At 58.9% G+C, this 22984-nt stretch carries 26 protein-coding genes and 1 tRNA gene; 9 read left to right on the top strand and 18 right to left on the bottom strand.

The genetic code is table 11. The features are described from left to right. Nucleotides 1-59 precede the first annotated feature (59 nt). Together RUESEDTHA_RS14440 and speB are read left to right on the top strand one after the other, a co-directional pair. Nucleotides 60-1577: a trimethylamine methyltransferase family protein gene (locus RUESEDTHA_RS14440; RefSeq protein ID WP_180887479.1), complete on the top strand. Its 1518-nt coding sequence runs from the start codon at nt 60-62 to the stop codon at nt 1575-1577. 60 nt (nt 1578-1637) lie between these two features. Further along, nucleotides 1638-2606 (top strand): agmatinase, encoded by a 969-nt coding sequence (gene speB, locus RUESEDTHA_RS14435; RefSeq protein ID WP_180887478.1) that lies wholly within the window; start codon nt 1638-1640, stop codon nt 2604-2606. On the opposite strand, the gene RUESEDTHA_RS14430 is transcribed toward speB, so the two are convergent. The 5 genes from RUESEDTHA_RS14430 to RUESEDTHA_RS14410 form a co-directional block, all read right to left on the bottom strand. Beyond that, on the bottom strand, nt 2603-3577 hold the full coding sequence (locus RUESEDTHA_RS14430; RefSeq protein WP_180887477.1) for an arginase family protein: 975 nt from the start codon (nt 3575-3577) through the stop codon (nt 2603-2605). The genes speB and RUESEDTHA_RS14430 overlap by 4 nt on opposite strands. Nucleotides 3578-3626: 49 nt before the next feature. Continuing rightward, nucleotides 3627-5216: a proline/glycine betaine ABC transporter permease gene (locus RUESEDTHA_RS14425; protein ID WP_180887476.1), complete on the bottom strand. Its 1590-nt coding sequence runs from the start codon at nt 5214-5216 to the stop codon at nt 3627-3629. Continuing rightward, complete coding sequence (locus tag RUESEDTHA_RS14420) at nt 5209-6246, bottom strand: glycine betaine/L-proline ABC transporter ATP-binding protein (RefSeq protein WP_180887475.1); 1038 nt, start codon at nt 6244-6246, stop codon at nt 5209-5211. The genes RUESEDTHA_RS14425 and RUESEDTHA_RS14420 overlap by 8 nt, the downstream gene beginning before the upstream one ends. 84 nt (nt 6247-6330) lie before the next feature. Next, nucleotides 6331-7281 (bottom strand): glycine betaine ABC transporter substrate-binding protein, encoded by a 951-nt coding sequence (locus RUESEDTHA_RS14415; protein ID WP_171126155.1) that lies wholly within the window; start codon nt 7279-7281, stop codon nt 6331-6333. Between the two features lie 223 nt (nt 7282-7504). Next, on the bottom strand, nt 7505-7675 hold the full coding sequence (locus tag RUESEDTHA_RS14410; protein WP_180887474.1) for a hypothetical protein: 171 nt from the start codon (nt 7673-7675) through the stop codon (nt 7505-7507). Nucleotides 7676-7752: 77 nt separating this feature from the next. Between RUESEDTHA_RS14410 and RUESEDTHA_RS14405 the strand changes: the two genes are divergently transcribed. Next, nucleotides 7753-8478, top strand: a complete 726-nt coding sequence (locus RUESEDTHA_RS14405) for a glutathione S-transferase family protein (protein ID WP_180887473.1) — start codon at nt 7753-7755, stop codon at nt 8476-8478. On the opposite strand, the gene RUESEDTHA_RS14400 is transcribed toward RUESEDTHA_RS14405, so the two are convergent. Next, nucleotides 8475-9344, bottom strand: coding sequence for a LysR family transcriptional regulator (locus RUESEDTHA_RS14400; protein ID WP_180887472.1), 870 nt, complete (start codon nt 9342-9344; stop codon nt 8475-8477). The two genes, RUESEDTHA_RS14405 and RUESEDTHA_RS14400, sit on opposite strands and share 4 nt — an antisense overlap. A gap of 101 nt (nt 9345-9445) precedes the next feature. Between RUESEDTHA_RS14400 and RUESEDTHA_RS14395 the strand changes: the two genes are divergently transcribed. The 5 genes from RUESEDTHA_RS14395 to RUESEDTHA_RS14375 are packed head-to-tail and all read left to right on the top strand — an operon-like array spanning nt 9446 to nt 15197. Beyond that, on the top strand, nt 9446-10891 hold the full coding sequence (locus tag RUESEDTHA_RS14395) for an aldehyde dehydrogenase family protein (RefSeq protein ID WP_180887471.1): 1446 nt from the start codon (nt 9446-9448) through the stop codon (nt 10889-10891). Then, a complete protein-coding gene (locus RUESEDTHA_RS14390) occupies nt 10891-11868 on the top strand; it encodes a membrane dipeptidase (RefSeq protein ID WP_180887470.1) in 978 nt (325 codons plus the stop codon). Before RUESEDTHA_RS14395 ends, RUESEDTHA_RS14390 begins: the two co-directional genes overlap by 1 nt. Continuing rightward, nucleotides 11865-13550 carry a hypothetical protein gene (locus tag RUESEDTHA_RS14385; protein WP_180887469.1) on the top strand — a complete coding sequence of 562 codons (1686 nt, stop codon included), beginning with the start codon at nt 11865-11867 and terminating at the stop codon, nt 13548-13550. Before RUESEDTHA_RS14390 ends, RUESEDTHA_RS14385 begins: the two co-directional genes overlap by 4 nt. After that, nucleotides 13547-14176 carry a DUF3726 domain-containing protein gene (locus tag RUESEDTHA_RS14380; protein ID WP_180887468.1) on the top strand — a complete coding sequence of 210 codons (630 nt, stop codon included), beginning with the start codon at nt 13547-13549 and terminating at the stop codon, nt 14174-14176. The genes RUESEDTHA_RS14385 and RUESEDTHA_RS14380 overlap by 4 nt, the downstream gene beginning before the upstream one ends. 10 nt (nt 14177-14186) lie before the next feature. Then, a complete protein-coding gene (locus RUESEDTHA_RS14375) occupies nt 14187-15197 on the top strand; it encodes an Ldh family oxidoreductase (RefSeq protein WP_180887467.1) in 1011 nt (336 codons plus the stop codon). Nucleotides 15198-15531: 334 nt separating this feature from the next. Here RUESEDTHA_RS14375 and RUESEDTHA_RS14370 read toward each other — a convergent pair. The 6 genes from RUESEDTHA_RS14370 to RUESEDTHA_RS14345 all read right to left on the bottom strand — a co-directional run bounded on the left by RUESEDTHA_RS14370 (nt 15532) and on the right by RUESEDTHA_RS14345 (nt 18658). Then, nucleotides 15532-15606: transfer RNA gene (locus RUESEDTHA_RS14370), tRNA-Phe, on the bottom strand. A 79-nt stretch (nt 15607-15685) separates the two neighbouring features. Next, on the bottom strand, nt 15686-15868 hold the full coding sequence (locus RUESEDTHA_RS14365; RefSeq protein WP_180887466.1) for a DNA gyrase inhibitor YacG: 183 nt from the start codon (nt 15866-15868) through the stop codon (nt 15686-15688). Then, the gene (locus RUESEDTHA_RS14360; RefSeq protein WP_180887465.1) at nt 15865-16887 is read right to left on the bottom strand and encodes a ribonuclease E/G; all 1023 of its coding nucleotides are present in this window, start codon (nt 16885-16887) and stop codon (nt 15865-15867) included. Before RUESEDTHA_RS14360 ends, RUESEDTHA_RS14365 begins: the two co-directional genes overlap by 4 nt. Next, a complete protein-coding gene (locus tag RUESEDTHA_RS14355; protein WP_180887464.1) occupies nt 16884-17462 on the bottom strand; it encodes a nucleoside triphosphate pyrophosphatase in 579 nt (192 codons plus the stop codon). The genes RUESEDTHA_RS14360 and RUESEDTHA_RS14355 overlap by 4 nt, the downstream gene beginning before the upstream one ends. 11 nt (nt 17463-17473) lie before the next feature. After that, the gene (gene infA, locus RUESEDTHA_RS14350; protein WP_005978431.1) at nt 17474-17692 is read right to left on the bottom strand and encodes a translation initiation factor IF-1; all 219 of its coding nucleotides are present in this window, start codon (nt 17690-17692) and stop codon (nt 17474-17476) included. 90 nt (nt 17693-17782) lie between these two features. Further along, a complete protein-coding gene (locus RUESEDTHA_RS14345; RefSeq protein ID WP_180887463.1) occupies nt 17783-18658 on the bottom strand; it encodes a carbon-nitrogen hydrolase family protein in 876 nt (291 codons plus the stop codon). A 138-nt stretch (nt 18659-18796) separates the two neighbouring features. On the opposite strand from RUESEDTHA_RS14345, the gene RUESEDTHA_RS14340 reads away from it, so the two are divergent. Continuing rightward, complete coding sequence (locus RUESEDTHA_RS14340; protein WP_180887462.1) at nt 18797-19012, top strand: hypothetical protein; 216 nt, start codon at nt 18797-18799, stop codon at nt 19010-19012. 15 nt (nt 19013-19027) lie between these two features. Here RUESEDTHA_RS14340 and RUESEDTHA_RS14335 read toward each other — a convergent pair whose 3' ends face one another. The 6 genes from RUESEDTHA_RS14335 to RUESEDTHA_RS14310 all read right to left on the bottom strand — a co-directional run bounded on the left by RUESEDTHA_RS14335 (nt 19028) and on the right by RUESEDTHA_RS14310 (nt 22952). Beyond that, complete coding sequence (locus tag RUESEDTHA_RS14335) at nt 19028-19627, bottom strand: GNAT family N-acetyltransferase (protein ID WP_180887461.1); 600 nt, start codon at nt 19625-19627, stop codon at nt 19028-19030. Continuing rightward, on the bottom strand, nt 19620-20018 hold the full coding sequence (locus RUESEDTHA_RS14330; protein WP_180887460.1) for a ketosteroid isomerase-related protein: 399 nt from the start codon (nt 20016-20018) through the stop codon (nt 19620-19622). Before RUESEDTHA_RS14330 ends, RUESEDTHA_RS14335 begins: the two co-directional genes overlap by 8 nt. A 2-nt stretch (nt 20019-20020) precedes the next feature. Further along, nucleotides 20021-20473 (bottom strand): low molecular weight phosphatase family protein, encoded by a 453-nt coding sequence (locus RUESEDTHA_RS14325; protein WP_171123576.1) that lies wholly within the window; start codon nt 20471-20473, stop codon nt 20021-20023. Nucleotides 20474-20476: 3 nt separating this feature from the next. Continuing rightward, the gene (locus RUESEDTHA_RS14320; RefSeq protein ID WP_180887459.1) at nt 20477-20956 is read right to left on the bottom strand and encodes a UPF0262 family protein; all 480 of its coding nucleotides are present in this window, start codon (nt 20954-20956) and stop codon (nt 20477-20479) included. Nucleotides 20957-21141: 185 nt separating this feature from the next. After that, the gene (gene hisD, locus RUESEDTHA_RS14315; RefSeq protein WP_180887458.1) at nt 21142-22443 is read right to left on the bottom strand and encodes a histidinol dehydrogenase; all 1302 of its coding nucleotides are present in this window, start codon (nt 22441-22443) and stop codon (nt 21142-21144) included. Between the two features lie 20 nt (nt 22444-22463). Further along, nucleotides 22464-22952, bottom strand: a complete 489-nt coding sequence (locus tag RUESEDTHA_RS14310) for a GNAT family N-acetyltransferase (RefSeq protein WP_255431744.1) — start codon at nt 22950-22952, stop codon at nt 22464-22466. Nucleotides 22953-22984: the final 32 nt, after the last annotated feature.

Genomic DNA, 22984 nt, shown 5'->3' with positions numbered 1-22984 from the left:
TTTGCCAAGGGCGTGAACCCGCGCTTAGGGTTCAGGGAACAGGGCAAGAAAGGAACCGGATGAGCACGGGCAGCAAACGAAGCGGCAGACGCGCCCGGCACGCGCAGCGCGCGGCGGCCCCTGTGATTGATCCCTGCCCGCCCGGTCAGATCGGTGGCGCCTTTAAGCCGCTGACCGACCTTGAGATCACGCAGATTTACGATACCGCCCTGCGCCTGCTGGAAACCCTCGGGATGGGAGAGGTGCCGGATCGGCTGGCCCGCGACCTGCGCGCTGCTGGTGCGCAACCCGGACCTGACGACCGATTGCTATTCCCGCGCGCCATGGTCGAACAGGCCATTCAATCCGCGCCCAAACAATTCACTTTTCACGGTCGCGATCCTGCGCGATCAATCGAGGTTGGCGGCGACCGCGTGTTCTTTGGCACTGGGGGCGCAGCGGTCCAGACGCTGGATCTCGACACGGGCCTTTATCGACCCTCAACCTTGACCGACTTGCATGACTTCACCCGGTTGCAGGACACGTTGGCCAATGTCAGTTGGTTCACCCGGTGCTGCGTGGCAACCGACGTGCCCGACAATTTCGATCTGGACGTCAACACCGTTTATGCGCTTATCCGCAACACCACCAAACCAATTGCCACGTCCTTTACGCTGGCCGAACATGTCGCGCCCATCGTCGAGATGCTGGATATCGTTGCTGGCGGCCCCGGCGCGTTCGCCGTGCGCCCGTTCCTGAAGGCGCATATCAGCCCGGTCATCTCGCCCTTGCGCTATGGCGAAGATGCGGTGGATGTGGTCTATGAATGCATTGCCCATAACATCCCCATGTCCTGCATCACTGCGGCACAAGCCGGTGCGACGGCCCCGGCCACGCTGGCCGGGTTTCTGGCCCAATCGCTGGCCGAGACGCTGGCCAGCCTTGTGATGGTCAACACGATCAAACCGGGCTTTCCGATGGTGTTTTCCAACTGGCCTTTCATCGTGGACCTGCGCACCGGGTCTTTTGCAGGCGGCAGTGGCGAGACGGCGATCCTGAACGCGGCCTCGGCCCAGGTCAGCAACTGGCTGGGGCTGCCGTCGGGTGTTGCGGCCTCGATGACCGATGCCAAGGCGATTGACGCGCAATACGGGGCGGAGAAAGGCATCACCTCGTTGGCGGCGGCGCTGGCGGGTGGGAACCTGATCTACGAAAGCTCGGGCATGACCGCATCGCTGCTGGGGGCCAGTTTCGAGGGCTTCGTGCTGGACAACGAAATGCACGCCCACACCTACCGCGCCCTGCGCGGGATCGAAGTGACCGAGGAAAACCTTGGGTTCGAGGCAATCTGCCAATCAGTTCTGGGTGACGGGCATTTTCTGGGCAGCACTCATACCTATGACGCGATGGAGCGCGATTATTACTACCCCGAACTCGCCGACCGAACCGAGCCGCGCACTTGGGCGGATGAAGGCGCAACTGACGCATGGGCCACCGCCCGCGCCCGCGCGAAGGAGATCTTGGCCACGCACCGCCCCCAGTATTTGACACCTGAACAAGATGCGGAAATCCGCGCCCGGTTCCGTATCCTTGATTGATCTTCCCCAACTGACACCCGGCGGCTAGGGTCGGCGGGACTTGCGACAAATGAGGCCCTGATGACCGATCCCTTCTTTCAGCCCGTCTCGGCCATGGAACTGGCGCGTTTTGCGGGCGTACCGACCTTCATGCGCCTGCCCGGCATGGCGCTGGATCACGCGCGGATCGCTGAGGTTGATATCGGGCTTGTCGGCATTCCATGGGACGGAGGCACCACAAACCGCCCCGGCGCGCGCCACGGGCCGCGCCAGTTGCGGGATTACTCGACCATGATCCGCGCGATGAACCCGGTGACCGGGGTTACGCCCTTTGCGATGATGAACTGCGCCGATCTGGGCGACGTGGCCCCGAACCCGGTGGATATCGAGGATACGCTGGAGCGCGTGACCACCTTCTACACCGACCTGACCGCGCGTGGCATCACCCCCCTGACCGCCGGAGGGGATCACCTGACCACCCTGCCCGTCCTGCGCGCGCTGGCCAAATCCGGCCCGCTGGGGCTGATTCAGTTCGACAGCCATACCGACCTGTTCGACAGCTATTTCGGTGGGCACAAATTCACCCACGGCACCCCGTTCCGCCGCGCGGTCGAGGAAGGCTTGGTCGATCCCAAACGCTTTGTTCAGGTAGGCATTCGCGGCACCGCCTATAACACCGAGGATATCGAATGGGGCGAGGCGCAGGGCATCCGCATCATCCGTATTGAGGAGTTGTTCGAGCGGGGCATCAACGATGTCATGGCCGAGGTGCGCGGCATTGTCGGCGACGCGCCGACCTATTGCACCTATGATATCGACTTCGTGGACCCAACCTTTGCCCCCGGCACCGGCACCCCCGAGATCGGTGGCCCGAACAGTTTTCAGGCCCAGCAGGTGATCCGCCAGATGGCTGGAGTGAACCTTGTGGGGGCCGATTTGGTCGAGGTCTCACCCCCCTTCGACGCCTCGGGCGGCACCGCGTGGCTGGGAATTTCGCTGATGTTCGAACTGCTCTGTGTTCTGGCGCAGGCCGTAAAGGCGCGGCGCTAACTGACGTTTTCGGCGATCATCGAGATCATCTCGAACATCACCGCCGCTGCGGTCAGGGCGGTGATGTTGTTCGGGCTGTCCTTGGTGGGCATCATGCAAACCACGTCTCCGCCCACGATGTTCAGCCTGCGCGCGGCCCGCAAAATCCCCACGGCCTCGTCAATGTCGAATCCCTTCTCGCCGGGCTCCAGATTAGACACCGCAGGCGCGACAGAGGGGTCGAGGCAATCCAGATCGAAGGTGATATAGACCGGGCGATCGCCCAACACTTCACGCGTCTGCGTCACCACGTCCTCCAGCCCGCGCTGGCGGAATTCACGCATGGTGACGATGTTGTAGCCATAGTCATAGGACGGTTGCAGCCAGTCCAGACTGCGCGGATGACCCCGTAGACCGATTTGCATGGATCGCGTTGGATCAACTTGCCCCTGATCGGCCAGATAGGCGCCCCAATGGGCGGCGGACTTCTTGGCGCCCAGAAAGTGATCGACCTTGGTGAACACATCCGTATGCGCATCCAGATGCAGAAAGCTGATCGGCTCGCCCCCGGCTATTTGACCACGCCCCAGCGCCTGCACGATACCGCCGGTGATCGAGTGATCACCGCCAACCGATACAGGCCGCGCCCCCGCTGCGTCGATGTCCTTGTAAAAACCCGTTATGCGTTCGATACAGTCCTCGTTGTCATTAGCGCGCGGAAAGGGCACGTCGCCTACATCGGCAATCTTGGCGCTGGCCCAAGGGTCGATTTCGAACACCGAATGCACCCGTCGCTGCACGGCCGAGACATGGCGCAGCGCGCGAGGGCCAAGGTGCTGATCCCGCTCGGTCGTGCCGTTGCCGGTGGAATGGGGCACGCCGACAAGGGCGATGTCCTGCCCCTCGGGGCCGGTATTGGGACAGCGGAACAGGGTCGGCACGCCCCACCAATACAGGTTATCCATCATCGACTGTTCATAGCGGTCGGTCATCTGCATTCCCTTCAAGAAAAACGCCCCCGGCTGGCGGGGGCGCATATGTTCAGATTTTCTCGTCTTCTCGCCGGAAGGCCCCCTGCACGATCCGGTCGATGACCATGGCGCAGAACAGGATGGCGAAGCCGCCCAGCAGGCCCGGACCTTTGGCCGCATATTGCAACGCCTCAAGGATTTCCTTGCCCAAACCACCACCGCCGATCAGCGAGATGATCACAACCATCGACAGGCACATAAGGATCGTCTGGTTCACCCCGGTCATAATCGAGGGCAGCGCCAGCGGAATCTCGACATCCTTCAGCAACTGCCATTTCGAGGCCCCAAAGGCGACCGCAGCCTCTTTGATGCTTTCCGGCACGCCGCGCATCCCCAAAGCCGTCAGGCGGATCACCGGAGGCATGCCAAAGATAATCGTGGCCAGAATGCCAGGCGGATTGCCGGTGCCAAAGAAGGCGATGATCGGGATCAGATAGACGAAAGCAGGCAGCGTTTGCATCAGGTCCAGCACCGGTTCCGCCGCACGGTAGGCGCGCTGCGACTTCCCGAACCAGATGCCCAGCGGGATACCGAAGATCACGCACAAGATCACGGCAGCGCCGACAAGCGCCACTGTCTCCATCGCGACGTCCCAGTACCCAAGAAGCGCGATATAGGCCAGCGACGCGGCGGTGAAGATCGCAACACGGGGGCCTGCCGCACGCCATGCGGTGACACAAATAACCAGCATGACGACGGGCCAAGGCGACCCGATCAACGCAATCGTCAGCGCATCCAGAACCGAGCGAACGCCAGCCACAATGCCGTCGAAAACATCACCACCTGCCGCTGCGGCCGCATCAATCTTGGCTTCCATCCAACTGGCGAGGGCAGAAAACAGCGTTCCGTTGCCTTCGCCAAGAAAGATCGCGGAAACCTCCTGTTCCGGGAACGCATCCAGCAAGGGCAGCGACGCGTTGACCGTGAACTTGTACACGATCAACGGCCCAATTGCGGCGATGAGAACCGCGCCCAGCACGGTGTTCCTTCTGGACTGTCCGCTTTCCGTGCTGTCCGGATCAATCCGCCATTTCGAATATTGCTTTTCGTAGACCCTATCTGCGTAGAACCCCTGCACCAGTTTGAAAACCAGCAACATCAACAGACCCGTGATCAGAATCCCTGCCGCTTCGGATTGCGCGGCAGCAGCCCTTTCTAGGCTGGTGTCCGCTGCTTTTTGGATGTTTTCGGCCAACTTGGTAAAGCGGTCGATATCGGCCTTTTCCGTGGCATCCGCCGCACGTGCCATCAACTCGGCCGCCCGTTCCTGTTGGCGCGCGGCCCTTTCCGCAAAGTCGGCACCAGGATTGCCCCAGGCACCCCGGCCAATCTGAACCCATGCGATGATCTCAAGGATCAGGAAGGTCCAGAACATCCCCCAGATCGCGCGCGACGCCGACCAGAATGGCCCCAGCACCGCAGCCCACAGGTTGAAGGTATTGGGAACGGGGCTGGTCGCATCATGGATCTTGTGAAACGCGTTGACGTAATAGTCGCCATTCGGTCCGGCAAACTCCTTGATCGAATGGTCCAGCGCCTCGCGGTCGACTTCGATGTCAGAGGCGGCTGTAACTTTCAGCTCGTTGGTTGCGTCAGTCATTTTTGCCCCCCTGAATACCACGCAGCAGGCGCGGTTTGGTCACGATCCCCACGTCACTCCCTGCATCCGTTATGACCACCGGCATCTCGGTATTCACCGCTAGGTCGATCAACTGGTCCAGATCTGCGCCCTCATCCGCGCGCGGCGCACCCTCGAGGGACCCGGTGTAGCTGCCCATCGGCTCCATGATCGAGTGCGCTTTGACGAGTTTGAGTTTCGAGATGCCCTGCACAAATTCACGCACGTAATCGTCAGCGGGGTTCATGACGATATCTTCGGGTGTGCCGATCTGAACGATCACACCGTCTTTCATGATCGCAATGCGATGTCCGATCCGGATCGCCTCGTCCAAGTCGTGCGTGATGAACAAGGTCGTCTTCTTGAGCTGCGCCACCAGCGCCTTGAACTGATCCTGCAACTGCAACCGGATCAATGGGTCAAGCGCCGAGAACGGCTCGTCCATCAGCAGAATTTCCGGGTCCGAGGCCAATGCGCGGGCGATACCGACGCGCTGCTGCATCCCACCCGAAAGCTCTTTGGGCAAGCGATCTTCGTAACCGGTCAGATTGACGAGGCTGAGTGCGTGGTCGGACACCGCCCATCGCTTGGATTTCGGCACTTTTCGGATTTCGAGGGGATACGCCACGTTGTCGCGCACCGAACGGTGCGGCATCAGCGCCATGTGTTGAAAGACCATCCCGATTTGCTGCGCCCGGATGCGGCGCAATTCAGACTCAGAGATCTTTGAGACATCCCGCCCCAGAATTTCGATCTTACCCGCAGTCGGCTCAATCAGGCGATTGACGTGACGCACCAGTGTCGACTTGCCAGACCCCGACAGGCCCATGATACAGAAAATCTCGCCGCGCGGGACTTCGAAGGTCGCGCCCTGCACGCCGACGACGCAGTTAAAACGCTCCAGAACTTCAGGTTTTCCAATGCCTTCGCTGCGCACGGCAGCCATGGCCTCTTCTGCCCGTGCGCCGAAGATTTTCCAGACATTTTCTAGTTTTACGACAGGTTCGTCCATTTGCCCCTCATGTGCAGGGCTTTGCCCCGGCATATAAGAAAAGGGCCGCCGCGAACTGTCGCGACGGCCCCCCGATTTTGGATGTTAGTTGGTGAGCCAACCGATGACTGTGTCTTCGTTATCCGCCACCCACTGCCGGGCGAAATCCGCTGCTTCGACATTGTCGACGGCCAGCGCCTTGCCCATCGCGCTCAGGTCATCGCCCTCCATCTGGTAGTTGCGGAACAGGGCCGCCACTTCGGGATAGTTTTCCTCTAGCTCCTTGGCGTAATGCAGATGGAGTGTCGCGCCATTCCATGCCGAAGATGCCTCAGACTTGGCCAGCCAATCCGGATCATCGGTCGGCTGAACGATGGTCCACGTGGCCGGATCATGCGCGGGCTCTTCCAGAACTGTCAGGTCCTGCGTCACAAAGATGTAGTGGGGGCTATAGCAGAACCCGATCCACGGATCGCCTGCCTTGGTCGCGTTGGCGAGGTTGGCATAGGCAATTGTCTCTTCATACTCGGTCAGGTCGAAAACCTGGTCATAGCCGTAAGACTTGGCCCGAATTTTCTCTACCACGGTCGAGGCCCAGCCCGGCGCGCCTATCCAAACTTCTGGCGTGCCGTTACCGTCCGTGTCAAAAATCGCTATCTTGTCGGGGTCGCTCAGATCATCAATGGATTTGATGTCATGCTGTTCGGCGATATAGGTCGGAACACACATACCCTGTTCGGCTTGCACAGGGTTTTCGTTCATCACGACGGTGCCGTTATCCTTGACGTATGTGTCATGCAGGTTTTGCTGGTTCGGCATCCAGACCTCGGGGTGCACATGCATCGACCCGCTGTCCATCGCCTCAAATACAATTGGGTTGGTTCCGTTCTGCAATTCCACATCAAGGCCGAGGTTTTCCTCGATAACGACTTCTAGGATATGCGCGGTGGCATTCACCGATGCCCAGTTCGGCACACCGATCACGATGTCCGCAGCAATGGCAGGACCGGCTGCGACAACTGTCGCGCTTCCCAATAGCGTGGCTAGTTTTTTCATCAGGTTTCTCCATGTTGGGCGTTCACGGTGCTGTTTTTTTGTCCGATCTGGGTCGGTGTCGCACTTTGCAAACAGTATCAAAAAGCAGTGGCTTTCCGTTTTTTTTGACCAACGGCTTGAGGTGCCGGAATGGTAGGAAAACTCAAGCACGCAAGCGCGCCGCCCATCAAGCGTTACGTAAACCAAAACCGCGTATGCGAAATTATCATATATTTGTTTCGGTTTATTGCGATTTGACAGCTTCGGTTTCTGTGTAAGCCTTGGGCAAAGCTTCGCTGCGCCGATGCAGGCCATCGAAACAGGCACGCGCAAACTCGATATTCAAATAGCGCACAACCGTATGAATTCTCCACTGGAAACGGACTGCCAGCCCGACCAAGTAGGCGGTAAACACGTTGAAAATTCCGAAGATCGAGACAGATTAGTTATGGTTTGAAGCCCATTTGGCCCAGTTATTCGCAGAGGTAGACGATGTCGCAGCCTGATATTCATCTATACACCGCTGGTACGATGAACGGATACAAGCCCGTCATCTTCTTGGAAGAAGCGGGCGTTCCCTACGACCTGACGCATATCAACTTCTCAAAACAGGAACAAAAGGCCCCGGACTATCTGGCGCTGAATCCCAATGGCAAGATCCCTACGATCTTTGATCGGTCAGAGGGGCGTGCGATCTTTGAAAGCGGTGCGATCCTGTGGCATTTGGCCGAGAAATACGGAAAGTTCCTGCCGGCCGATCCGGTCAAACGGTCCGAGGTTATGCAGTGGGTCTTCTTTCAGGTGGGCCATATTGGTCCGATGATGGGTCAGGCCATGTATTTCCAGCATATCGCGGCCCCGAATGGCCACGAAGAGCCTTTTTCGATCCGCCGCTACGTCGACGAAAGCCGCCGTTTGCTTGAAGTCATGAACACCCGTCTGGAAGGGCGCGACTGGATCGCCGCGGATGAGTACACAATCGCTGATATGATGCTGTATCCGTGGGCGCGCGCCTATGTCTGGGCCCGGGTCGAGGTCGATGGCTTACCCCATCTGAATGCGTGGTTCGACCGGATCGACGCGCGGCCCGCTGTTCAAAAGGCGCTGACAATCCCCAAGGCTAATCCTCAGTTCTGGGACGCGGCGGCGGATGCATCGGCCTTTGCAAAAGAAAACGCAGCGCGCTTTGCCGGTGATGTAAAGTCAAGCTCGGACTAGGTGCCGTGCGACAGAATAAATTTGGTTGTCGCATTGGTCAGATCAGGAAAGCGGGACCTTTCACTTACAAACAAATAGACCTGCCGTTGTTCCGGCAGGTCTTTGATCGGACGGAACGCCGTTGCTTCGGGAATGAAATCGGCGACGGTTTGCGGCAGAACCGTCACCCAATTCCCTGTCCGGACCATAGTGATCAGGGAATGCGTGTTGTGAATGGTGACGTCGGCTTGTCCGATCGCCTCATGAAAACGCGGCGACTGGATCAAGTCACACAGCGCATTCCGAATGAACGGCACCGATAGAATATCGTCGATCACCAGTGGGCTTGTTTGCGTCATTAGGGGGTGGTCCACGGCACACACAAGGCCAAACCTGTCTTCAAACAGCGGCAGAGCCGTCACACCGTTCAACGCATGGTACCCCGAAGCAATGCCTATATCCGCCTTTCCATCGGCCAAGGCGTCCAGCACCTGCGCTGTATCCGTATCCCGCAGTTCGACCTTCACGCCCGGAAAGTTCTGCGTCATGTGCTGCAAGACTTTGGGGAATACAATTGCCGCCACCGATGGCACGGATACGATCCGCAACAATCCGTGTTCAGCGTTCACAGCGGCTTCGATATCCAGAACCGCTTGATCGAACTGACGCAGTTGCTTCAGGCTCAAGTCAAACACCTGCTTACCCAGCGGGGACAGGCGGTTTTTGCGCTCACCTTCGAAGAGCTTCTTACCAAGGTGATCTTCAAACTGCTTCAGCGTCATTGAAACGGCGGACTGGGTTCTGCCCAGCCGGTCGGCGGCCTCAATCAGGTTGCCGGTTTGCGCCACGGTGCAAAAGCACCGCAATGTCTCAATCTTGATCGGCATACTTCATTTTTTCTGAACTTTAATCAATTTATTTGAATTTGACTGATGCCACAAGGCCCCCGCACTCTAAGCGCGACCAAAATACGACTCTGGGGCGCATAGTGACCAAATTGAATCTGATTGCCGGTGAATGGCTGGCAGGTGAATCCGAAATCGAGAACCACAACCCATCGGACCTGAGCGATCTGGTTGGCACCTTCGCGCAGGCCAGTACAGATCAGTTGGACGCCACGCTGGATCAGGCACGTGCCGCGCAGGTTGAGTGGGCTGCCTACCTTCCCGAACGCAAGCAGGCGGTTCTAAACGCCATTGGCACCGAACTCATGGCCCGCGCCGAGGAACTAGGTACACTGCTGTCACGCGAAGAGGGTAAACCACTGGCCGAAGGCAAGGGCGAGGTTTATCGCGCCGGTCAGTTCTTTACCTACTACGCCGCTGAATGCCTGCGCCAAATCGGTGAGAACGCCGACTCTGTCCGCCCCGGGGTTGAGATTGACGTGCGGCGTGAACCCGTGGGCGTTGTCGCCATTATCAGCCCGTGGAACTTCCCCACCGCGACTGCTTCGTGGAAGATCGCACCGGCGCTATGCTATGGCAACGCGGTGGTTTGGAAGCCTGCGAACATCACCCCGGCCTCAGCCGTGGCGCTGACCGAGATCATCGAACGGCAGGATATCCCCATGGGTCTGTTCAGCCTTGTGATGGGGTCAGGGCGCAGCATCGGTCAACGGCTGGTGGAAAGCCCCAAGGTAAACGCGATCTCTTTCACCGGATCGGTGCCTGTGGGCAAAGGGATCGCCGCCGCTGCCATTCAGAACCTGACCAAAGTGCAGATGGAGATGGGGTCCAAGAACGCGCTGGTCGTGATGGACGATGCCGATCTGGATTTGGCGGTGACACTGGCGCTAGGTGGCGCATTCGGCGGCACCGGGCAGAAATGCACGGCCTCGTCGCGTCTGGTGGTTCACGCACGGGTCCATGATGCGTTTGTCGACAAACTGGTCGCTGGGGCGCAGGCGATGAAGGTTGGGCACGCGCTGGAGAGCGGCACCCAAATGGGGCCGGTCGTCAGCGAGCAGCAGTTGCAAGAGAACCTCTCTTATGTCGAGCTGGGCAAGTCCGAAGGTGCGGAACTTGCCTGTGGCGGCGCGCGGCTGCAGATGCCCCATGATGGGTTCTACATGTCTCCGGGTGTGTTTCTGAACACCAGAAACGAGATGCGCATCAACCGCGAAGAGATGTTCGCCCCACTGACCAGCGTTATCAAAGTGGAAAGCTATGATGAGGCACTGAACGTCGTTAATGACACCAATTTCGGCCTGACCTCGGGCATCGTCACCCAAAGCCTTGCCCGCGCCACCCATTTCCGCCGCAACGCGCGCACCGGGGTTGTCACCGTGAACCTGCCCACCGCCGGAACCGACTATCACGTGCCCTTCGGCGGGCGCGGAGACAGCTCCTACGGCCCGCGCGAACAGGGCAAGGCGGCTGCTGAATTCTATACCACAGTCAAAACCGCCTATATCAGCGCCGGGACGCCGGTCTGATGCGGATTGACGGGCTGCAATACGCCAACTGGTCGGAAAAGATATTCCGGCAACTGCGCGAGGGCGGCGTTGACGCGATCCACGTCACCATCGCCTATCATGAAAACTTCCGCGAAACCGTTCTGAACTTTGAAAAGTGGAACCGCTGGTTCGAACAATACCCGGACCTGATCATGAAAGGCCGCTGGGCCAGCGATATCGACACAGCGCGGAAAACCGGGCGCACGGCGGTGTTCTTCGGCTTTCAAAACCCCTCGCCCATCGAAGACGATATCGGACTGGTCGAAATTCTGCACGACCTGGGCGCGCGGTTCATGCAACTGACCTATAACAACCAATCCCTGCTGGCCACCGGCTGCTATGAGGCCACAGACAGCGGCATCACACGCATGGGCAAGCAGGTCATCAAAGAGATGAACCGCGTGGGCCTTGTGGTCGACATGAGCCATTCCGCAGACCGTTCGACCATCGAGGCCGCCGAGATATCCGAGCGCCCCATCGCCATTACGCATGCCAACCCCCATGACTGGGCCCCCGCGCTGCGCAACAAGCGCGATGCGGTGATACGGGCCGTGACGGAAAACGGTGGGATGCTGGGCTTTTCGGTCTACCCTCATCACCTAAAGGACAAGTCTGCCTGCACAATAGAGAGCTTTTGCGACATGATCGCCCGCACTGCCGACAGATACGGCGTTCAGCATCTGGGGATTGGCACCGATCTGTGTCAGGACCAGCCCGACAGCGTGGTCGAATGGATGCGCGTCGGACGCTGGACCAAAGAGATCGACTATGGCGAAGGCTCGGCCTCGGCCCCCGGTTTTCCGCCGATGCCCGGCTGGTTTCAGGACAACCGCGATTTCGGAAATATCGAGGCAGGGCTGCGCGCGGTTGGTATGAACGAAGTTGAGGTTTCGGGTATCATGGGCGGAAATTGGTACCGCTTCTTCGACGAAAATTTCGGACCATTGGGGAAATGAACGAAACCGGTCGCCATATCGCCCGCAGAGACCCCGCTCAGGTCATGCGCCTGTCGCGGCTGGGGTCCTTGCACCAATGCCGCCTCAGCTTTATGCGGCAGTTGACGCGACGCATGGCGCGCGAGGAATGGACCTTTACCCGACCTGTTTTTGCCATTGACGCAAACGGGGTCGGCCACGCCGTCTATACCGCACAAGGCCCGGACCATGCCTATTCGCTGGTCGCGTTTGCACATGACCTGCCCCCCGAAAAACGCTCTGACCGGGTGATTGCGGAAGCATGGGATGCCACTTTTACGCTGTTCGATGGCGTTCCGACCGCGCAGGATATTGAACGCCTTGGCCAGAACGTTCCATTGCAGGAGGCTGGCCGCGTCAGTGAGCACGAGCTGTCCCTGTCGCGCGCAAACCGTTCTGTCCGCTTGTGGGCACATGTCGTCGACAGGCTGGCTGACGGTCAACAACCGGACCTCGATCAAATTTACGACGTCGGCTACCTGATGCGCACGACAGCCGTGTATGGATCTGGCAAATTCGGTGCCGCAGACCGGGAAAAGACCGCAGACCGCCCCGAATTGAGCGCCCCGTTCCAGACCGAAATGCTATCGGTCTATCTGATTCGCACATTTGTCCGCGATTTGGTTCAGCACATGGCCCGTGCCAAAGGCGGTGAGAATACAGCCGATCTGGACCCCAAAATCGCCCGTCGGCTGGGCATTGGAAACTCGACCGGGTTGGGTATGGCACCGTTTATCGTGAATCATCCAATCCTGTTCAATAACTGGATCATGGTGCGCGAAGAAGCAATCGCGCGCGTGCGGTCCTTACCCCGAGCGTCTGACGCGGAAATCGCGCAGTTTCAGAACATTTTTGACCGCAGCACATTGTCGATTTCGTGGTGGCGATCCGAACATCCTGTTCAGATTAGGAAACTGGCGGATATGACGTCTGACATTCAGGCCATCGCAAGCCACTTGGACGGGGATGCCTTGACGCAGGACGCCCCGTGGGACCGACTGATCACATGGGCCGAGGAGGCACTCAGCGAGGAAGGTCAGGAACTGCTGGCGTCGCTGGTGCTGGAGCCGTATGGCGATCTGGTCGACGGGTTGGCAAGTTGCATGGCCGACAGCAACACAAATGCGCAGATCATCGACGGTGCGATGCCGGTGTCCAAAGCACGCGAACTGATCCTGAACAATTTTGAATGGGCGCTTGCGCTGGATTGGGCGGCGGAACCGAATTGCGCGCGCGCTTGGTATGTGTCCGAGGAAAAGCTGGAACCCAGATTGGGTGAACGGTTTGAGGAACCCATAGCCGAATACGAACAACCCTTGGCCCCCGCCCGGGACGCTGCCGCGGCGTACAAGGCGCTCGCAGACTGGCACGGCGATATCCCAATCCGCGAATTCCTGTTGCAGCACCCGGAACATCGGCACACCATCCGGCGCGCGCAGATCGGACGTATCGCCCCCTACGGAGAAATCCGCGACAATACGATCAGCGCCGATGTCATGCCCATAGACATGTTGCGCGCCAAGCTTTCGTTCTTTGGCGCGACGCATTTCGATCCGCGTTCCGATCGCTGGGTTCGGATCTGCATGTATGCGGGCGCGCCCTACCCCGAAGACCTGACGAATGATACGGCGGATACTTGGGTCTACCCGGAGCCAGCCGCATGAGCCTTTCGCTAAACGAAATTGAAGCGACCGCCAAACGTGCCGCCCGTGGTGCAGGTTATACTTGGGGTCACGCGGAAGAGGCGGGAAAAGCGACCCGCTGGCTTTGCGCCCAAGGGTTGGACGGCGTATGGGCGCTTGCATCTTTGCTGCACCAGAATCTGGCACACGCGCCCGAGAAACACGCGCCCTGTATTTCGGGCGACACCTGGACCGGAACGGATGTGCTGTGTCCGCTTGCCACTGGCTGTGCGCTTTCTGACAGTGCGGAAGTATTGCGGGCAGCCCCCGTCACGCTGACCAATGTCAATGCTCCCGCATTGCTGCTGCCATTCGCATCCAACGCAGCTCGCATTTTGAACAGTGGTGTCTCTATCACGATCGACGGCGCAGAGGCGCAAACTGATGGGCTTACCCTGCACCTGACTGGGGCGATACCGGATCAGGCCCAATCCGTAACTGTGCGCTTAGCAGAGGTTGCGCCCCCGACCCAACGGCAGCAGTCTCGCGCAACACCTGATCCTGCGGCTTGGTCTGTCCTGACACGCTTTGCCCATCGCACCTATGCCCCCGCGACCGAAGAATCCCGCCTGCGCGGTGCTGGTGCGGGCCTGTCCGACAACGATTGAAGAGGTTGAAATGGTTGAAACCCGCACACTGACCCTGACCGAAATCGAAGACCTCGCCTTTCGCGCACTTGTTGCAGCTGGTACCAGCGAGGCCAACGCGCGCGCATTGGCCGTTGCAACAGCCGCAACCGAGGCAGACGGCGTCGCCAGCCACGGCCTCGCCTACATCCCGATCTATTGTGAGCATGTTCAGTGCGGCAAGGTCGATGGACAGGCCGAACCGGTTCTGTCGCGTTCCCGACCCGGCGTCGTGGCGGTAGACGCTGCCACAGGATTTGCGCATCCAGCCATCGACGCGGGGTTTGATGCGGTGATCCCTGCTGCGCGCGAACAGGGCATCGCGGCGCTTACTATCCGCAACAGCTATAACTGCGGCGTCCTTGGGTACCATACATTTCGCCTGGCACAGGCCGGGTTGGTCGGATTGGGCTTTACCAATGCACCAGCATCCATCGCGCCGTCGGGCGGCTCCAAGCCCGTGGTTGGAACCAACCCGTTTTCGATCGCCGCCCCCGGCACGGATGGCCAACCTGCCCTTCTGATCGACCAGAGCGCCAGCACCATCGCCAAAAGCGAAGTCATGAAACACGCCCGTGAAGGAAAACCCATTCCGGTTGGCTGGGCACTGGACGCTGATGGCAATCCCACGACCGACCCGAATGTCGGCCTCAAGGGCTCAATGGCGCCTTCTGGGGGCTACAAGGGTGTGGGCGTTGCGTTGCTTACCGAAATTATGGCGGCCGCTTTGACAGGAGCGACCTTGGGCCTGAACGCGTCACCCTTTTCCGGAACGGCCGGAGGGCCACCAAAAACCGGACAATTCTTTATTGCCATCGACCCGTCGGCCACGTCCGACGGCGCTTTTGCATCAAGCATCGTCGAACTTGTCTCGGACATCCGTTCACAAGACGGGGCGCACCTGCCCGGGGACGGCAGGCGCGCCAAACGCATTGCTGCGCAGGAAACCGGAGTAGCTGTCAACGTCGCCACGCTGAGCAAGATCGAAGCAATCCTCCAGTAACCAACCTTTACTTTTACCTCACCGGATGAGTCTCAGTTTCTGGATCGAACCCGCGATGTATACGAACGAGTCGATGATCTCATCACCCGTCACTTCGTAGTAATTGGACGGCGAAGAGACCCAAGCGTTGGTGTCGGCGGCTGCCTGATCGAGCATTTCGAAAGCCACGGCATAGATAATAGTGCTGATCGAGTTCCTTCACTTCCCGCCGAATAAAGTAGACACTCCCTGGTTTCTCAATAACCTAGGGAACGGCCTTGTTCTCCAGCATGTACTACGCCCTTTGTCAGCTCCAGTTAAAGCTGAAGGGAAACAGTAGCTTACCTGTTGGAAATGGTGCCCGGGGGCGGAATCGAACCACCGACACGAGGATTTTCAATCCACTGCTCTACCCCTGAGCTACCCGGGCACGGGAACGGCGACTGCCGTTGGGTGGAGGCGTTCTATGACTTGCCACAGGCAGTGTCCAGAGCCTTTTTCACATTTTTTCAATGTGGGCGTTGCGGCCCTTCTTCTTCCGGCGATAAGTCCGTTTCGACATCCTCTTCGCGCTGGGACGGAACGGAATATGACCCATTTAGCCACTTGGCCAAGTCGATGTCGGCGCAGCGTTTTGAACAGAAGGGGCGAAACTTCGTAACGGTGTCATCTCCGCAGATGGGACAGCTCATTTCAGAACCTCCGAAAGCGGGATTCGGGCTCGTTTGCGTTGTAGCTCAAAATGCCCAAGAGGTGTCCAGCCGGCCATTGTTGTCTCGATCGGATCAGCCTTCAAAGCAGCGCGCAATGCGGATTCAAAGCCACGGCGATCTTTCTTTGGCATTGGGGCCAGATCCACGGTGATTTGCCCACCCAGGCCGCGCACGCGCAATGCGCGGGCCAACGCCTTGGCGCAAGCGAAGTTGGCTTTGGTTCCCGCCGCCAGCGACGTGTCGGCACCAGTATTCACATCTACAGCGATCAAGGCGCGGGTGGGCTGGATATAGAGATGACCGCCCCCCGGCAATGGCTCGGATACCCCGCGGGCGACATCCAAAGCATCAAGCACCCCGTGCGTATCGAAGCCACCGGCCTGCGTTACAACCTCGGCAGGATCCGTCCAGTCGCGCCACGCAAGAACATGCGGCCCATCGCCTTCCAACAGAAGTTCAGGCTCGGTCTCCGGATCATTGATAACCTGGTCCGCATGAGCCAACATCGCGTTGATGTCCTCGGCGATCTCACCCGCGTCTTCCCCGGCGCAGGATGACCGCAGAATCAATCCGTAGGAACTGCCATCCATACACTCATGAGCGATTTCCAGAAGGCGGTCACGCTCATCCTCGTCCCTAATGGAACGCGAGATGTTCAACCCTGGCGCGTCGGGCGTTACAATCGCAAAACGGCTTTTGAACAGCACCCGATCGGTGACCGGCAAAGCCTTGCCCGGTTCGGCATAGCCGCTTACCTGAACCAGCATCAGGGCGCCGGGCGACAAGCCTTTAACCTGACGCAGAAAAGCAGGCCCATCCGGCGTTGTCAGGAACATACCGCCCTGCCCCTTGACCGGACGGTCTGCGCGGGCACGATAGATTGTTCCGGGCGCGGGCGCATCCCCGACAATCAGGAAATCCTCAAGTTTTCCGTCAACCATCAACGCCGCAGCTTCGCGGTCGTCGATGTGGTCCAATACGATGGTGCGGCCTTTCATGGTGCCTCACGATATAGGGGGTATCCGATGCCTTGCAGCAGAGCAGCGGTTTCAGACAGGGGCAAGCCGACGATACCGGTGAAGGAACCGGAAATCCACGGGATGAATGCGCCAGCGGGGCCTTGGATTGCGTAAGCACCTGCCTTGCCCTGCCAATCGCCGGTCGCCAGATAGGCGTTGATCTCAACGTCAGAAAGGCGTTTGACCTTGACCTGGGACACCACATCGCGCTGCAGCACACGCTCGCCACGCCGAACCGCGACCGAGGTGATGACACGATGGCGCCTGCCGGACAAAGCATGAAGAAACTCGGCCGCCTGCCCTGCGTCTTCGGGCTTGCCCAATATCCGGCGGCCCAGTGCGACCGTGGTATCGGCGCAAAGGGTGATATCATCGCTATCTGCCTGAACCGCCTGCACTTTTGCCCGCGTGATGCGGTTGCAATATGGGACGGGCAATTCGCCCTTCAGAGGCGTTTCGTCAATATCGGGGGCGCGAATGGCATCGGGCTGCACGCCAAGCTGGGCCAGCAGGTCCAGCCGCCTTGGGCTGCCCGATCCTAAGATAAACGCCATTGGGTTGGGCGTTACTTGAAGCGATAGTTGATCCGACCCTTGGTCAGATCATAGGGGGTCATCTCGACCTGAACCTTGTCGCCGGCCAGAACACGGATGCGGTTCTTGCGCATCTTGCCTGCCGTATGTGCGATGATCTCATGGCCGTTTTCCAGCTCGACCCGAAACGTCGCATTAGGCAGGAGTTCCTTCACGACACCGGGAAATTCGAGCGTATCTTCCTTGGCCATGTTGTCTCCACATTTACGTTGCACTCGCAGAATCTACGAGGATGTGCGCCTAAATGAGCCTATTTTGGGCTTATTTCAAGGCCGGAATCGCTAAAGTCGGGATAATGTGACGGATTCGACTCTGGTGGTCTGCTCGCCCCAATGGCTGCGGTTCAGCACGCGACCGTCCGCACGAACCGCCGCAATCGCTCCAAGGTCGATTTCCGCGAAGGTCCAGCCGGGCCGATTTAGCACGCCTTCCGCCAGCACGCCAGTTTCGGGGAACCCCTTGTCAGGCGGCCCGAAAATGCCGCCGGTGCCGGTGTTCATATCCACAGATTCGGACCAGTCATTGTTTCCCACCAACGAGGCCATGACTGTAACGCATTGATTTTCCAAAGCTCTGGACATCGCGCCAATCCGCACGCGCCAATAGCCCGACAATGCCTCGGTGCAGGACGGTACAAGGATCAGGTCGGCCTCGCTCAGCGCGCGGCCCAGCAAGGGGAATTCGCTGTCGTAGCAGATCAGCACACCAATCTTGCCCAGCGCAGTGTCGAACAGTTTCAGTGGACCGCCGGGGGCGATGTCCCACTGCTCTCGCTCGAACCGGGTCATGATCTGTTTGTCCTGATGATCCTGCCCACCATCCGGCGCATAAAGCTCGGCCCGATTCACTGGGCGGCCCGGCCCGTCCACAACCGCGGCCGATGCCCCCAGAATATAAACGTTGTACTCACGGGCCAGTCGCTGATGCAGGGTGTGCACGTCTTCCATCCGGTCAGAAACCGCGTGGATCGATCGCTCCAAGTCGCCTGCAACCTCTGCCCCGTCCAGTGTCGACAATTCCATCACGCCGTATTCGGGAAAAACCAGCAATTCGGCCCCCTGCCCAATGGCATCGCGGACCCAGCGATCCAGCTTGTCCTCATACTGGGCCCAACTTTCGAGCCAGTCGAGGTCATAGGCGGCGGTTGCGACTTTCATTTAGGGGATCCTTCGGTTCTGGATTGGTGCAACACTAAGTCAGGAGCGCGCGGTCTGTATACACCCCGACGCGACCCGACAGGAAAGTGAATTGGCATAAAGGCCGCGACTTGGTTCAATAGGGACAGGAGGACGCCCATGCAAAACCCTGAAAGCTTCGAAAAGTTCTACTTCGCCAAAGTTGGCATGGGCGAGGCCTGTGGCTGCGCCGAACGCGTCATCGACGTATTCGAGTTCAATCGAAAAGGCGGGGCGCAAACTAGGTCCGAAGTTCAACTGGAAAAGCCCAGACGCCGGTCTTTTCGAGGGTGGGCGGTGAAATATGGCCTTCTCAGCCGCAGACAGACCCGTTGATACCTAACAGCGCAGCTATGCGTTCAGATCCCTGATCCAGAATTGCAGCGGTTTCTTTGTCTCGGCCTCTTCGCCAATATCCTTCCACGAAAACTGTGCAACTACACCGGGCAAAGGTTCATACCCGCGCGCGCGCCAGAACGCGTCCAGCAGGCGGTAATTTTCGGGCCGCATCGGATGATCCGCCGGGCGTTGTACCGCGCAGAAGGCACATTTCTTGAAGCCCAGTTCACGGGCATGCGCTTCGCGTAGATCGAAGAACTTGTGGCCAACACCTTGCCCCCGATAATCCGGTAGCAAAACGGATTCCGCACAGTAGAAGACTTGCGGCAGGTCCAGATCTGCGCCCTCAAAGGCCGCTGCGAAATCGTCGGAATGGTCGATGAGAGGGGCACCGGTGGATGCGCCGATCAGCCGATTACCATCAAAGGCACCTACAACGATGGACTTGTCGCTATCACGGTAGGATTGCAGGTATTTCCGTTCATAATCCAGATCGCCGTCATAAAGGTACGGCCACGCCCGAAACACTTCGATCCGCAAGCGCGCGACATCGTCCAGAGCGGCCTCAAGCGCCATTCCGGTCAGGGGGCGAACGGCTGTGACCTCAGCCATTCGAGACCTGTTTGATCCAATCAGCGAGGTTGTAGAAGGTCGTAACGCGGGTAATTTTCCCGTCTTTTAGATCAAAGAACGAACCCGCAGGCAGGCGATAAGTCTGACCATGCGCTTGGGGCAACCCTTCGTCGGTTTCCAGATAGGTGCCGTTCACGATGAACTCGGCCGCGGCGCGGGTGCCGCCCTGGGCATCGAACACCACAATATCGGTCAAAATTTCGCGGTAGCAGCGGTTCATGTGGGCGCAGAAGGCTGCGAACTGTTCTTTTCCAAACCGAATTTGGCCTTCGTTCACATGGTGGGCCACATCGTCGGACAGGCACGCCAACATGCCCTCTAAATCGCCTGCGTTGAAGGCGTCGAAATAGGTTTTGACGGTCTCGTTCATGATCATTCCGTAGGCTCGCCCCAGCGGTCTTTCAGATGCTTGATGATCTGATCGCGGGTCTGTCGGTAGTGATGTAGCTTTTCTTCGCGGTTCTCGCCCAGTCCAGTAGGGTCCATAATTGGCCAATAATCGACATCCAGATGAAAAATCCGGGTTAAGTCCAGCGCCCGGCGTTGGCTGGCGGGCGACAACGCGACGATCAGGTCAAACGAGCTGAGGTCATCGCCCCATTCCTGCATCTCATCGAACGAGCGTGAACGATGGCGGGACAGTTCGACACCAATTTCCTGGCACACTGCAATGCAGAACCCGTCGATTTCCAAGTCATTGTGAACACCGGCGGACTGGACATATGTGCCGGTTCCATAGAACTTTTTCATGATGCCTTCGGCCATGGGTGACCGAACCGAATTATGGTCGCAACAGAACAGGATGGACTGCGGCAGAGGCGTCACCCGTCACCCCCCGAAATGCAGCACGCAGATCAGCGTGAACAAGCGGCGGGCGGTATCGGTATCCACTTCGGCCTTACCTTCCAGCCGCTCCTGCAGGACCCGGCTGCCCTCGTTATGGATGCCGCGCCGGGCCATGTCGATGGTTTCGATTTGGCTGGGCGGCAGAGACTTCACCGCATCAAAATAACTTTCGCAAATCTGGAAGTAATCCTTCACCACCTGCTTGAACGGCCCCAGCGAAAGATGAAACTCGGCCGCTTTCTCCTCGGCCTCGGTCGCGATGTCGAACACCAGCCGTTTGTCGCGGATCGACAACTGCACATGGTAGGGACCGTCCGGCACAACCCTGTCCTCGCGCTTGGGCAGGACAAACGAGTTGTCTTCCAACAGATCATAGATTGCGACCTTGCGCTCCTGCTCGATTTCAGGGGTCGGCGGAGGCAGATTGCGATCATCCAGTTCTATATGCGAAATGCGGGTCATGTGTGTGCAGTCCGTTCAGGTCGGATCAGGCTTATCGCAACAGAAATAATTGGACAACGCGGGAATGGATCAAATCGACGGCTCCGCAGGGTCAATTTGCTCTTTTGCAGCAATGGGTCGGCGAACATACCGGGATGCCAGCGGGTCAGATGGGTGTCGGGTACCAACTTTAGGCCGCCAAGCTTTCACTCGTTCAACCGCTTCAATCGTGCCGTGACAGACAGACCGTGTGCCTCAAGGCTTTCTGAACGGGCCAGTTGCTCGGCCGCGGGGCCAATTGCGCGCAATGCCTCGGGCGTCATTTGGCTAAGGGTGGTCCGTTTGAGGAATTCCATCACGCTGAGCCCCGAGGAAAAACGCGCCGACCGCGCCGTGGGCAGCACGTGATTGGGGCCGCCGACATAATCTCCGATCGCTTCGGGGGTGTATTGCCCAAGAAAGATAGCACCTGCATGGACCGTTTTTTCACTAAGCGCGACTGGATCAGACACGCACAGCTCTAGATGCTCGGGCGCGATTCGGTTGGACAACTCCGCCGCTTCGTCCAAATCGCGCACTGTTATAATTGCCCCGAAATCGCGCCAACTGGCACCGGCAATGGCGCTCCGCTGCAGCGTTTCAAGCCGTTTCGCCACGGCCTTTGCTACGTCTTGCCCAAACGCAGCATCGTTCGTGATCAGGATCGACTGCGCGCTCTCGTCGTGCTCGGCCTGGCTCAACAAATCCAGCGCAATCCAGTCCGGGTCGTTATCCTTGTCGGCAATCACCAAAATCTCAGAGGGTCCAGCGATCATGTCGATGCCGACCTTGCCGAAGACCCGACGCTTTGCGGCGGCGACAAAGGCGTTGCCCGGTCCGGTAATCTTGTCGACCGGAGCAATCGTGCCCGTGCCATAGGCCAACGCCGCGATCGCCTGTGCCCCGCCGATGCGGTAAATCTCATCCACACCCGACAATTGCGCCGCCAGCAAGACCAGCGGGTTCACCTGACCGTCCGGCGTTGGCACGGCAATCGCCAGCCGATCAACTCCTGCCACCTTTGCCGGAATGGCATTCATCAAAACAGACGACGGGTACGAGGCCAGACCGCCCGGCACATACAAGCCAGCCGCCGATACGGCAGACCAGCGCCAGCCCAATGTCGCACCGGTTTCGTCAACCCATTGATCATCAGACGGCATCTGCCGTTCGTGATATGCCCGAATTCGGTTTGCGGCCAATTCCAAGGCGGCGCGATCGTCGGGCGTGACCTGTGCCACGGCTTCCGAGATTTCAGCCGCTGAAAAAGCCAATGTGTTAGTCGTCAGGTCAAGCCGGTCAAATTTTGCGGTCAGTTCTATGACTGCTGTGTCACCACGGGTGCGCACGTCTTCAATAATCTGTGCCACAACGGCGTCAACATCGGGGCTGTCCTCGCGTTTGGCGGACAACAGCGCCTTGAACGCCGGTTCGAATTCGCGCGAGGTTGTATCTAGAAAGACGGGCATATTGTGCACTCCGGGGCATTTCACCGGGACATATCGCCCGGATGGGCTGGCCTCAACCCTTCAGCGGCAGGGTGCAGCGATTTGCGCATCGGATAATGCGGCATAACAAGCCAGTTTGTCGGCGAGCCTACATCTAACCACCCATAGCGACGATAGAACGCGCGGGCAGTTGCCGTGGCGTTAAGATGCGCCGTCGTGCATCCTTGCCCGGCTAACTCATGCTCCAATCGGATCAGAAATGCCAAGCCGATCCCGCGCCGCACATAGGCGGGATCGACATAAAGCAGCGAGAGTTCCGCCCCGTGACGCAACCCTCCGACGCCAGCGACGACGCCATCTGCCTCGGCCAGCCATAAGGTCGCCCCCGACTGTATCCATCGCCTTATGGTCTGAGGATCCTTGTCACCCGTCCACGCCGCCAGCAGAACGGCGTCTTTATCGTGGTCACCAGCGCAAAGATAGGTGATCGACCGGGTCAGAACCCGGCTGATCTGAAACACGTCAAACACGGTCGCGCGACGCAGCTCCAGACCCGTGGATG

Origin of the sequence: Ruegeria sp. THAF57, from assembly GCF_903914075.1 — a bacterium.
Taxonomy (GTDB): Bacteria; Pseudomonadota; Alphaproteobacteria; order Rhodobacterales; family Rhodobacteraceae; genus Ruegeria.
This window is presented reverse-complemented; position numbering and strand designations above follow the sequence as displayed.